This window comes from Corallococcus llansteffanensis (assembly GCF_003612055.1).
In the GTDB taxonomy this organism is placed as follows: domain Bacteria; phylum Myxococcota; class Myxococcia; order Myxococcales; family Myxococcaceae; genus Corallococcus; species Corallococcus llansteffanensis.
Genome location: NZ_RAWB01000346.1, coordinates 1 through 10,739, shown reverse-complemented (window position 1 = coordinate 10,739; position 10,739 = coordinate 1). Strand labels below are relative to the sequence as shown.

General features: G+C 73.1%; 11 protein-coding genes. 3 read left to right on the top strand and 8 right to left on the bottom strand.

Annotation, left to right across the window (positions count from 1 at the left end; genetic code table 11):
• Positions 1–564, top strand: a 564-nt coding sequence (locus D7V93_RS27530) for a metallophosphoesterase (RefSeq protein ID WP_120646224.1), incomplete at its 5' end; no start/stop codon positions are given.
• A 4-nt stretch (positions 565–568) separates the two neighbouring features.
• On the opposite strand, the gene D7V93_RS27525 is transcribed toward D7V93_RS27530, so the two are convergent.
• From D7V93_RS27525 to D7V93_RS27510, 4 genes are all read right to left on the bottom strand, one after another.
• Entirely contained in the window at positions 569–847 is a 279-nt protein-coding gene (locus D7V93_RS27525) for a serine hydrolase domain-containing protein (protein WP_120646223.1), read from the bottom strand.
• 236 nt (positions 848–1,083) lie between these two features.
• On the bottom strand, positions 1,084–1,338 hold the full coding sequence (locus tag D7V93_RS27520) for a hypothetical protein (protein ID WP_120646222.1): 255 nt from the start codon (positions 1,336–1,338) through the stop codon (positions 1,084–1,086).
• 41 nt (positions 1,339–1,379) lie between these two features.
• Entirely contained in the window at positions 1,380–1,850 is a 471-nt protein-coding gene (locus tag D7V93_RS27515; RefSeq protein ID WP_147451365.1) for a hypothetical protein, read from the bottom strand.
• Positions 1,847–2,668 carry a hypothetical protein gene (locus D7V93_RS27510; RefSeq protein WP_120646220.1) on the bottom strand — a complete coding sequence of 274 codons (822 nt, stop codon included), beginning with the start codon at positions 2,666–2,668 and terminating at the stop codon, positions 1,847–1,849. Before D7V93_RS27510 ends, D7V93_RS27515 begins: the two co-directional genes overlap by 4 nt.
• Before the next feature lie 269 nt (positions 2,669–2,937).
• Between D7V93_RS27510 and D7V93_RS27505 the strand changes: the two genes are divergently transcribed.
• A complete protein-coding gene (locus D7V93_RS27505) occupies positions 2,938–4,026 on the top strand; it encodes a hypothetical protein (protein ID WP_120646219.1) in 1,089 nt (362 codons plus the stop codon).
• 9 nt (positions 4,027–4,035) lie between these two features.
• On the opposite strand, the gene D7V93_RS27500 is transcribed toward D7V93_RS27505, so the two are convergent.
• A complete protein-coding gene (locus D7V93_RS27500; protein WP_120646225.1) occupies positions 4,036–5,046 on the bottom strand; it encodes a zinc-dependent alcohol dehydrogenase family protein in 1,011 nt (336 codons plus the stop codon).
• A 75-nt stretch (positions 5,047–5,121) separates the two neighbouring features.
• Between D7V93_RS27500 and D7V93_RS27495 the strand changes: the two genes are divergently transcribed.
• Positions 5,122–6,000 carry a LysR family transcriptional regulator gene (locus D7V93_RS27495; protein WP_158623876.1) on the top strand — a complete coding sequence of 293 codons (879 nt, stop codon included), beginning with the start codon at positions 5,122–5,124 and terminating at the stop codon, positions 5,998–6,000.
• Positions 6,001–6,005: 5 nt separating this feature from the next.
• Here the strand turns inward: D7V93_RS27495 and D7V93_RS27490 are convergent, their stop codons facing one another.
• From D7V93_RS27490 to D7V93_RS27480, 3 genes are all read right to left on the bottom strand, one after another.
• Positions 6,006–6,908, bottom strand: a complete 903-nt coding sequence (locus D7V93_RS27490; protein WP_208723169.1) for a zinc ribbon domain-containing protein — start codon at positions 6,906–6,908, stop codon at positions 6,006–6,008.
• 263 nt (positions 6,909–7,171) lie between these two features.
• The gene (locus D7V93_RS27485; protein ID WP_120646217.1) at positions 7,172–9,451 is read right to left on the bottom strand and encodes a serine hydrolase domain-containing protein; all 2,280 of its coding nucleotides are present in this window, start codon (positions 9,449–9,451) and stop codon (positions 7,172–7,174) included.
• Positions 9,448–10,739: GDSL-type esterase/lipase family protein (locus D7V93_RS27480; RefSeq protein ID WP_120646216.1), on the bottom strand; the 1,292-nt coding region annotated here is incomplete at its 5' end. The genes D7V93_RS27485 and D7V93_RS27480, both read right to left, overlap by 4 nt.

Below are 10,739 nucleotides of genomic sequence, written 5' to 3'. Positions count from 1 at the left end.
GTGTTGGTGGGGGACCTGGTGGCGAAGGGGCCGGACTCGGCGGGCGTGGTGCGAAGGGCGAGGGAGCACGGCTTCCGGGCGGTGCGGGGCAACCACGACGCGCACGTGTTGCGCTGGCACGCGGGCAAGGCGGCCAAGGGCAAGAAGCTGAAGCCGGAGCACCGGCAGGTGTTGGACACGCTGACGGCGGACGACTGGGCGTACCTGGGAGCGCTGCCCTCCTACGAGCACTTCCCGGACCTGAACGTGGTCGCGGTGCACGCGGGGCTGGTGCCGGGGGTGCCGCTTTCGGAGCAGAAGGAGGAGTTCCTCCTGAACATGCGCAGCATCGCGGCGGACGGGACGCCGTCGAAGCGGCTGGAGGCGGGCGAGCCCTGGGGCAGCCTGTGGAAGGGCCCGGAGCTGGTCGTCTTCGGCCACGACGCGATGCGCGGCCTGCAAAGACATCCGTTCGCGCTGGGATTGGACTCCGGCTGTGTCTATGGCGGGAAGCTCACCGCGTACGTGCTGCCGGAAGGGAAGTTCTACTCCGTGACGGCAGCCCGCGCGTACATGGCGCTGTGAGCGTTCAGGGCTTCGCGCCCAGCGTCGTGAAGGCGTTGTCCGGGACCATCCACGAGCACAGGTGGTCGTTGATGTTCGTGTCGAGCGACACCTTGCCCTGCTCCACCGTGCGCAGCGCCGCCAGCGCCGTCACCGGCTTGCTGACTGAAGCGGCCTGGAACAGCGTGTCGAGCGTGACGGGCTCAGAACCTCCGGCCTGCGTCACCCCATACGTCCGGACCCACACCAGGGCGTTCTTGTCGAACACCGCGATGCTCATGCCCGGAATTCGATACAGCTCCATGTGACAGGCTTTGGCGCGTCGGCCCCCGTGAGCAGGGTGACCGCGGCACAGCTCAGCAGTGCGACCGGGACGACTCGGGGCAAGGCTTGGAAGATGGCGGGCTCCAAAGGTTGACGTGGACGGTGCTCCAGGAGCACCGCCCACGGTCGCCAACCTACGGAGTCCCGGACGCCAGAGGGTCCTGGCGTCTCCTCGGGTTCATCATCGTTCCGTCATGAAAGACAGACAACGGAACTTCAGTACGGCAGCGGCTCGCCTCGCGCCTGGAGGGAGGCCACCAGGCCCTGGCGCGCCGAGCCATACAGCCCCGCGTCCAGCGCCCCGACGCCCGTGTCCAACAACCACAGCTCCAGCGCCCCCGAGCCTCCCGCCGCCGCCGGGGCGGATGCCCCCGCCACGCTGGCGACGCCCAGCCCCACGGGCACCACGGCCGCGACGGCCGTCAAGCCCATCGCCTTGAGGAAGTGACGGCGGTTCGAGTCTCCTGACATGACACGCTCCTTCGCTTGGAAAGCCCGCCCTCGAAGAGGGCTCAGGGTTGCGCTGCCTGCACCTGCGACGCCACCGCCGTGAACAGCTCCGGATCCAGGTGCGCCCTGGACCCCAACAACAAACGCTCTTCCACCGCCCGGGAGGCGTCCTCGCGCACCTGCGTGCGCCCGCCCACCGCGTACTCCACGACGTCGCGGTAGACCGTCGCCCGGGCCCCGTCCTCCCACGTCACCGTGAAGCCCCGGTAGCCCAGCCCCACGTCGGGCCGGGACCGCGTCCCCACCGGCAATGCCTCCACCGCCTCGCGCAACGCGCGCGACTCGTCCGGCGCCAGCGCCCAGGTGGGCGGCTCGCGCCCACTGAAGACCTCCACGCTCGCCTGCGCCCGCGACGCCATGGGCTTCTCCTCCACACGCGCCGTGTCAGCGGGAGCGCTGCCCGTGGTGCAGGCCCAGGCTCCCAGGAGTCCCAGGCCCAACGCCAGTCGCAGGATGCGCGGTGCCCGCTTCACGACACCGACACGTTGTAGCCACGGTAGTAACCGCAGAACACCGTGTAGCCTCCCCGGTTGCACGTCTCCGGGTTGGTGATGAGCAGGCCACTGTTGTCCGTGTTGCGCGCCGCCGTCCCACCCGGCTTGTGGCACCAGTGGTTGTTCGCGCAGTAGCGGTACCAGTGATAGTCATAGCCCGGCCAGATGACCAGGCAGACATTGTAGTTGGCGTCCGTCCGACACACCGTCAGCCAGCCGTCCCGCTGCGCCGCCGCGCCCACGTTGGCACAGTCGATGGTCGTGTACATGGACCCCGACGCGCGGCCCGGCTGCGCGAAGGTGTTGGTGCGCCAGTTGCTCGCGAAGTTGTAGCAGTTGTTGTAGGGCTGGTAGGACGCACCGTTCCAGAAGGTGAAGTCCGTGTCGCTGCCCAGCGCCGCCGGGTAGCAGATGGTCACCACGCCCTGCACGTCTCGGGAGTCGATGATGACCTTCTCGGCTTCAGCGAACACCGGACCCGGGTCCCGCAGGTCCAGCCGCGCGCTCTCCGCCGTGTGCAGGAGGAACCGGGAGCTCTCCGCCGCCTCCGGCTGGAACGCGCCGCCCAGCCGCACCACCGGCGGCAATCCCAGACGCTTCCAGTCGTCCGCCATGCCGGTGTCCTCGGCGCGCACGACGAAGCCCCGGTAGCCCAGGCCACCCGTCTCCGCGTTCAGCGGCAGGAGCTGCGACGGGTCCGCGCGGATGCGCTCCGTGAGCTGCCGCGCCTCCCGCTCCGACAACGTCCACCGCGGATTGGGACGACCCGAGAAGATATCCAGCTCGACAGTCACCATATGACACCTCTGGCGGACGCTCGCGTGTCATCCGAGCGCCAGGGAAGGCGGGAGGGATGTTTGATAGGAATACGGCCAAACCCTCTCTTACGTCAATAGGCCTATCGCGTTTTCCAACTCTCTACTGTCTGACGCGCTATGACATATTTGAACAAGGATTGAAGGATTCGCCCGGCGCTTCTCCGATGTGGGCTCCGGGTGTCTTCCGCACGCACCCGGGGCTCTGCCATATTCCGTGGAAGACACCTTTTTCCGGGAGGGTCGCAACCATGGTCCGCACCTCGTGCCTCGTCAGCGCCGTGCTCCTCGTGAGCGCCTGCCAGAAGCCCCCGGAGCCGTCCCCGGCTGAACCTCCCGCCGTGCCTCCGGTGGTGGCGGCGCCGGTGAAGGTGGCGCCGTTCTCGCTTTCGGTGCTCCAGGACGCGGCGCAGTCGGGCTGCACGTGGTCGCGCCTGGAGTCGGACGGTCGGCGCAGGGCGCTCGTCACGGTGGATGCGGCGTGTGACGGGCTCCAGCTCGCGTGGAGCGCGGATGGGCTGCACGCGGCCGTGCGGGACCCGGCAAACAGCGTCCGGGGGCCCGGGCGCGTGTGGATGGTGGACCTGGGCTCCGGACAGGCCTCCGCGCAGCTGCTGCCCGACGAGGGGCTCACGGGCGCGGTGGGCTTCGACGCGGTGGGCCGGCTGGTGGCGCTCGTCGCGCACACCGGGGACCTGGTGCGTCGCGCGGACGGCGCGAGGGAGGCCTTCCTCTTCGACGGCCGGCGCATCCCCATCCCGGAGGGGGAGGAGGGCGCGGGGCTCGCGCACGCGTTCCGGTGGGAGGCCGGGACGTGGAAGCGCATCGAGACGGTGGCCACGCGCAATGGCGCGGACGCCGTGTTCGCGCTCACCACCGCGGAGATGCTGGTGTCCTCCACGGTGTCCGCGGATCCGGATGCGCTGGGGGCGCAGGCGCTGGACGAGGGCAGCCAGGATGCCGCGCGGCTCGACGCCGTGGTGCCCCACCGGGGCCACGACCTGTTCGGCGTCTGGGCGCGCGTGGAGTCCCGGGGCGGCCCGCTCTTCGCGTGGCAGACGGCGGGGGAGCAGACCGCGCTCATGATGCCGGTGCGCTGGGAGGTGGATGACGGACACCTGGCCGAGCCCCAGGGCCTCGCCCTGCCCGCGCGCAGCCCCGTGCGGGCGATGGCGCGCGGAGACCTGCTGCTGCTCGCGGGCACGACGCAGGCGCGCATCTACGACGTGGGCACGCGGCGGCTGGCGGCGTCCTTCGACGGCTTCCGGGGCGCGCGCTTCTGGCCCGCGCCAGGGCCCCGGGTTCCCCAGGGCGCCACGGCCGCCACCGGACAGCACTGACGCGGGGCCTCAGGGGAAGGCGATGACCACCTTCCCGAACTGCGCGCCGCTCTCCAGGAGCGCGAACGCGGCGGGCGCCTCCGCGAACGGGAACACCCGGTCCACCACCGGGTGTACGCCGTGCAGGGTGAGCGCTCTCGCCAGGGCCTCCAGGTCGTCCCGGCTGCCGGTGGACACCGCCTGGAGGCGCACCACCTTGCTGAGCGCGGGCCGCAGGTCGAAGCGCACCGCCGGGCTGTCCAGGAAGCCCACCAGCGTCACCGTGCCGCCCATGCGCACGGCCTCCACCGAGCGCGCCACGCCCTCGCCTCCCGCCACGTCCACCACGTGGTCCGCGCCCAGCCCCCCGGTGAGCTCCCGCACGCGCGCGGCCCAGTCCGCATGCGTCCCCGTGTGGATGCCCTCGGACGCGCCCAGCGCCACGGCCCGCGCGAGCTTGGCCTCGCCGCGCGACGTGACGAGGACGCGCGCGCCCGCCATCCGCGCCAGCTGGAGCACGAAGAGGGACACGCCGCCGGTGCCCTGCGCCACCACCGTGTCCCCCGGCCCCACGTGCGCCTGCGTGAAGAGCGCGTGCCACGCCGTCACCCCGGCGATGGGCAGCGTCGCGGCCTCCGCGTCCGTCAGGTGGGGCGGCGCGGCGATGGCCGCCTCCTCGTGCACGCACGCGTACTCGCGCAGCAGGCCGTCCAGCGGTCCGCCCAGGCGCCGCCGCGCGGTGTCCTCCCTCGGCGGTCCGCGCACCCAGTCCGGGACGTAGGCGGGAATCACCCGGTCCCCCACGCGGAAGCGGCGGGCCTCCGCGCCCACGGCCACCACCTCGCCCACGCCGTCGGACACCGGCACCAGCGGACGGGGGAACGCGCCGTAGGTGCCGCGCAGGATGGCCACGTCCCGGTAGTTCAGCGACACCGCCCGCAGGCGCAGCAGCACCTCGCGCGGGCCGGGCTCGGGCACGGGCCGGTCCGTGAGTTGGAGGGCGTCCAGGTCGCTTCCGGGGTTCAGCACGTAGGTCTTCATGGGGCGGAAGATGCTCCCGGGAGGGCCCTGCGGATACGAACGTCGGCGCAGGCTGACCGTGCGAGAATGCACGGCATGCTGGCCTGGGATGACCTGCGCTATTTCCTCGCGGTGGACCGCCATGGCACCCACGCGGCGGCCGGACGGGCTCTGCGCGTGGCGCCCACCACCATCGGCCGGCGGCTCGCCGCGCTGGAGGCGGCGGTGGGGGTGCGGCTCTTGCGGCGCACGCCGGAGGGGCTCGTGCCCACCGAGGCGGGCCTGCGCCTCCGGACCCATGCGGAGCGCGTGGAGGCGGAGGTGCTCGCGTCGGAGCGGGAGCTGACCGGCGCGGACCAGCGCGTGGCGGGACCGGTGCGCATCACGTCGGGCGACGGGCTGGCGGCCTACGTGCTCGTGCCCCGGCTGGTGGAGCTGCGCGAGCGGCACCCGGACCTGGTGGTGGAGCTGCGCGCGGAGCTGCGCGTGCTGGACCTGTCGCGCCGCGAGGCGGACGTGTCGCTGCGCATGTCCCGTCCCCGCGAACCCGCGCTGCTGGCGCGACGGCTGTGTGACGTCCCCTTCCGCGTCTACGGCAGCGCGGCGTACCTCGCCCGGCGCGGGCGTCCCTCGGCGGTGAGGGAGCTGGGACGGCACGACTGGGTGCGGCCCGACGCGACGCTCGCGGGGACCCCGCAGGAGGCGTGGCTGGACAAGCACGTGCCCCAGGCCCACACGGTCCTGCGCGCCAGCAACAGCACCACGCTGCTGGCCGCCTGCGCCGCGGGGCACGGGCTCGCCGTCCTCCCGGAGCTGTTCGCGCCCCACGACTCGCGGCTCGAATCGCTGCTGCCGCGCGCCACCGGGCTGCCCGTCCGCGAGCTGTGGGCCGTCACCCACCCCGACCTGCGCCACAACGCCCGCGTGGGCGCCGTGCTCGCGTGGCTGGCCGCCGTCTTTCCCCGGCCGCGCTGACGGCTTTAGCCCTCGCCGCCCGTCATGCCCTTGAAGGCGACGAACATGATGGCCGCGTAGCCGCCGCCACAGAGGCAGCAGGACAGCACCGGCACCAGCAGCGCGCCCGCGGCCGCGGTGCCAAAGGTGGTGCGGTGCAGCGAGCGGTACGTCACCACGCGCAGCCCCATGGCCCAGAAGGGCGCGGCATACACCGCGACGAAGGGGATCAACCCGACGATGTAGGGCGCCTGGGAGAGCGCGTGCGCGCGCAGCGTCACCGAGAAGCCCCGCGCCACCCCGCCCATGCGCAGGATGAGGTGGTCCAGGCCCGCGTTCACCAGCGTCATGCCCGTGCTGACGAAGGGCATCAGCACCGTCCACGCCGCCATGCCCACGGTCATCCACAGCTTCACGGTCTGCGGGGCCGGGCTCCCTTCCGCGGCCTGCGCGTCCGCTTCGGGCACGAGCCCCATGATGACGCCGATGAGCGCCGTGTAGACGATGCCCGTGGTCAGGAAGCCCGCGACCGCGGACAGGAACACGAAGCGCAGCGAGCTGCCCACCGCCGCGTCGGGGTTGATGCCCTGGAGCGTGCGGGTGGGCTGCATCAGGAGGCCCACGCACGTCTTCCAGAAGGCCTTGAGCGTCCCCAGTTCCTCGCGCTGGTCCCACGGCAGGAGGCCCAGGGGCTCGCGCTCGAGGCAGGCCGCGCACACCACGCCCTCCGGGCCCTGGCGCAGACAACTGGCGCAGGCGAACGCACCGCACCGGGGACACGTGCCCACGCTCCGCCACTGGGGGTGCACGGCGCAGACGGGCTCGGCGCTCCCGGGCGTCGGGGTGACCAGCAGCGCGGCACCACACGCGCCACACGTCTGCGCACCGGGAACGAAGGGGGTCTGACAGGAAGGACAGGAAGGCGTCATCGCCGCGCATCCTCGCATGGCCCGGGCCCGCTCGCGCAGGAAGCCTCGCGGGAGCACGCGCACCGCGCGGATGGGTTCGTGCTCACGTCAGCGAGGCAGGGCAGAGCCTCAGTGCTCCGGGCTCAGTGCTCCATCCTCACGTCACGGCGCCGGGCTCAGTGCTCCATCCTCACGTCACGGCGCCGGGCTCAGTGCTCCGGCCTCAAGGCTCCAGCCTCACGTCACGGCTCTGGGCTCAGTGCTCCGGCCTCAGTGCTCCGGCCTCACGGCTCCGGCGGTGCTTCCGGATCCACCGGCACCGTCGGGGACGTGCTCCCGCTGGGGGCCTTGTCCGGTGGCAGCGGCGCGCTCCCGGCGGGCGCCACGACGCCCGGGGTTCGCGGGGCCCGGGCCTCCTGCGCCGCGCGGACCTGCCGGGCCCGCTTCGCGCGTCCCTGCGCCACCTTCGCCGCGCCCGCGTCCCCCAGGGCCCGCTCCCGCTTCGCCAGCGCGTCCCACAGCTCCGGCGCGTCCGGATGCAGCGTCACCGCCGCGCGCAGCAGGCCCCGCGCCACCTTCGGGGAGCGCGTGTCCAGCAGCCGCCGCAGGAAGCCCGCGGGCGACAGCACCAGCGCCCCCTCCGGCGTCTCGAACGCCTCGCGCACGTGCGGGATGGCCTCCGCTTCCCGGTCCGCCTCCAGCAGCCCCACCGCCTGCGCCAGGTGCGCGTCCATCGACTCCGGGTGCAGCTCCGTCGCGCGCTCCAGCCAGCGCATCCGGTCCTCCGGCTTGTGCTTCGCCCGGTCCGCCAGCGCCAGCAGCTCCTCCGTGTAGTCCGGCCGCACCGAGGGCGCGCGCGCCGCCGCCTCCTTCAGCGCGGGCCACAGCCGCTCGGGGTCCTTCACGTCGTCCAGCCGCGAGCGCCGCAGCGCCGGCACCTCCGCGCGCTTCCACCCGGCGACGAAGCGGGCCACGTCGTCCCGCAGGCCCTGGTTGAAGCGCTCCGCCTCCGGACACTTCACGGACTCGCACGCGGCCAGGTAGTCCGCGAAGAAGCCCGCCGCGCCCTGCGTCCGGTACGTGCGCAGCCGCTCGGCGCCCAGCACCCGCTCCACCGTGGCCGCCATGTGCGCGCCCACGCGGATGAAGAGGGACTCGGCGCGGGGCTCGTGCGCGCCGCGGATCCGCTCCATCGCGCCCCGAGGGTCGCGCGCGATGGCCGCGCGGTCGAAGAGGGCCGTCACCTTCGCGAACGCTCCCGCCAGGTCCTGCTCCGGCGGCAGCCGGCCCGGCCCGCGCGTGGCCCAGTCGTGGTACGCGAGCCCGTAGCTGGCCATCCGCCCCAGGCCCTCGTACTCCACCGCGTCCACGGGGTCCGTGAAGTGGCCCGTCCGGGCCGGCGCGCCCTCGTCCAGCACCGTCTCCATCAAGCGCAGGGACAGCCGGCGCAGCCGCTTCGCCTCGTCCTCCACGTTGGTGGCGAGCGCGATGGCGGTGTCCTCCGCCGGCAGCACCACCAGCAGCGTCGTCGTCTCCGGCTGCCCGCCCGCGTGCGCCACGATGTAGTGGCCCCGGAGCGGATAGGTCGCGAAGCCCATGCCGTAGTCGGTGATGCGCCCGTCGCGCGTCGCCATCGTCGTCTGCATGCGGCCCATCGTCTCGCGCGTCACCAGCGCGTCGTCCAGCATCGCGCGCGCGAAGCCCAGCAGGTCCTCCACCGTCGCGCGCGTGCCGCCGCCGCCGAAGCGGCTCGTCACGTCCAGGAAGCGCGACGGCTTCAGCGCGGCGCCCTGCACGCGGTAGCCCACCGCCTGCTGCGCGTCGCGGGTGCTCACCTCATCCAGGTCCGCGTGGGTCATGTTCGCGGGCCCGAAGACGTGGTCGCGCAGGTACTCGCGGTAGGACTGGCCCGACGCCGTCTCCACCGCCGCGCCCAGCAGGTTGAAGCCCCAGGTCGTGTAGACGTAGCGCGTGCCCGGCTCCGCCACGAGCGGACGGTCCGCGAACAGGCCAATCGCCTCGCGCGTCGTGACGGGCTTCGTGTTGTTGCCCGCGCTCGGGCTGTCGTAGGTGGGCACGCCGCCCAGGTGCCCCAGCAGCTGCCGCACCGTCACCGGCCACTGCTTCACCGGGTACTCGGGCACCAGCGTGTGGATGTCCGCGTCCAGGTCCAGCTTGCCCGCCTGCGCGAGCTGCAACACCGCCACCGCCGTGAAGGACTTGGTGATGGAGGCCATGCGGTACGTCGTGCGCACCGTGGCCGGCAGCTTCTTCCCCAGGTCGCGGAAGCCATAGCCGCGCATCCAGCGCTGGCCGCCCCGCATCACGCCCACGGACAGGCCCGCCGTGGGGCCCTGCTTCAGGTCCGCGCGCACCAGCGCGTCCAGCGCGCGCTCCACCTCCGGCGGGAACTCCGACGCGACCTTCGCGGCGAGCTCTGGCGACGCGGGCGCGACGGCTTCGCCAGCCTTCGACTCGGTCGAGAACGGAACGACGGGCGCCTGGGGCACGGCGAGCGCGGGCGCGCCCACCAACAGCCACAGCGCGACGAAGAGCCGTCTCATCGCACGTCCTCCGCGGTCCGACTTGTACCGTCACCCGACGCCTTCGCCGGCGCCACCTCGCGCGAGGACGTGAGCGCCGGGGACGACCCCAGACCCTGCTCCGCCCACCCGTTCACCAGCGCGTCCGCGACGAGCTGGCCCAGCAGGTCCAGCCCCTGACCGCGCGGGTGCACCAGGTCATCGTGCATGAACCCCGCCTGATGGAAGCGCACCAGCGAGCCCGCTCCGCCCATGGCGGTGAACAGGTTGAAGAAGCCGCAGCCTTCGGCGACCGCCACGTCGCGCTCGGCGCTGATGGCGGCCTCCAGGAACGGGCGCTGCGCCAGCGGCTTGCCCTTCGCGTGCGAGTCCTGCACCGCGTCCATCGGTCCCACCACGAGGCACGCGCTGCCGGGCGCGGCGGCGCGGGTGCGGCGCAAGAGCGCGGTCAGGTCGCGGCGCACGGTGTCCAGGTCGGTGCGCTTCCACTCCAGGCGCTTGGACTCGTTGCCGCCCAGGAAGAAGAGGAGCAGCTTCGGGTCGCGCTGCTGGAGCTGCGCCTTCAGCGCGTCCTCCTCCAGCCGGGCGTACAGCGTGGCATCCGCGGACGGCACGCCCAGCATGTCCAGCACGATGCCGGGCTCCTCCTGCTGGAGCACCACGCCCTGCACGATGGCGCCGCGTCCCTCCGCCGTGACCTCCAGCCACTTCGCGCCCGGAGGCACGTCGAAGGCCGTGGCGCGGCTCGTCCCATCCCCCTGGGGCTCCGTGCGCGCCAGCATCACCCCGTCCACGGACACGACGAGCCGGCCCGCGCCCGCCACGTCCTTCCACCACAGCGTCCCGCGCGGCTCGCCCTCCAGCTTGAAGCGGCCCCGGGCCCGGGCCTCCGTGGCCACGTGGTACACGCCGGTGATGCCGAAGGGGTGCGGCGGCGCGTGCAGCTCGCCCAGCGTGCGCGGCTCCCAGCCCTGGCTCACCGCGGCCGTGCGCGCCCTCCCGCCATACGGCGCCATGCGGTCCACCAGGAGCACGCCCCGGCCCGCGCCGCCGAAGCCCGCCACCAGCTCCTCGCGCACCACGTCCACGATGCGGTCCCCCGCGATGAGCGAGTTGCCGAACGCGGCGACGACGACGGGCCCCTTCACCGCGCCATCCACGAGCCCATCCAACGCGGCGTAGAACGGCGTCAGTGCGGAGCGCGCGCACCCGGTGTCCCGGGGCTCCAGGCACGGGTCCTCCACCGCAGCCCCCGGCGCCTTCAGCCGCGTCCCCAGCGCATGCAGCTGCCGCGCACGCTCACCGGTGG

What these genes read in the sequence shown, in the direction of transcription:
- D7V93_RS27525 (WP_120646223.1), bottom strand. Translation starts at nt 847, where the DNA reads ATGGAGCTGTATCGAATTCCGGGCATGAGCATCGCGGTGTTCGACAAG.
- D7V93_RS27520 (WP_120646222.1), bottom strand. Translation starts at nt 1,338, where the DNA reads ATGTCAGGAGACTCGAACCGCCGTCACTTCCTCAAGGCGATGGGCTTG.
- D7V93_RS27510 (WP_120646220.1), bottom strand. Translation starts at nt 2,668, where the DNA reads ATGGTGACTGTCGAGCTGGATATCTTCTCGGGTCGTCCCAATCCGCGG.
- D7V93_RS27495 (WP_158623876.1), top strand. Translation starts at nt 5,122, where the DNA reads ATGCTGGCCTGGGATGACCTGCGCTATTTCCTCGCGGTGGACCGCCAT.
- D7V93_RS27500 (WP_120646225.1), bottom strand. Translation starts at nt 5,046, where the DNA reads ATGAAGACCTACGTGCTGAACCCCGGAAGCGACCTGGACGCCCTCCAA.
- D7V93_RS27505 (WP_120646219.1), top strand. Translation starts at nt 2,938, where the DNA reads ATGGTCCGCACCTCGTGCCTCGTCAGCGCCGTGCTCCTCGTGAGCGCC.
- D7V93_RS27490 (WP_208723169.1), bottom strand. Translation starts at nt 6,908, where the DNA reads ATGACGCCTTCCTGTCCTTCCTGTCAGACCCCCTTCGTTCCCGGTGCG.
- D7V93_RS27485 (WP_120646217.1), bottom strand. Translation starts at nt 9,451, where the DNA reads ATGAGACGGCTCTTCGTCGCGCTGTGGCTGTTGGTGGGCGCGCCCGCG.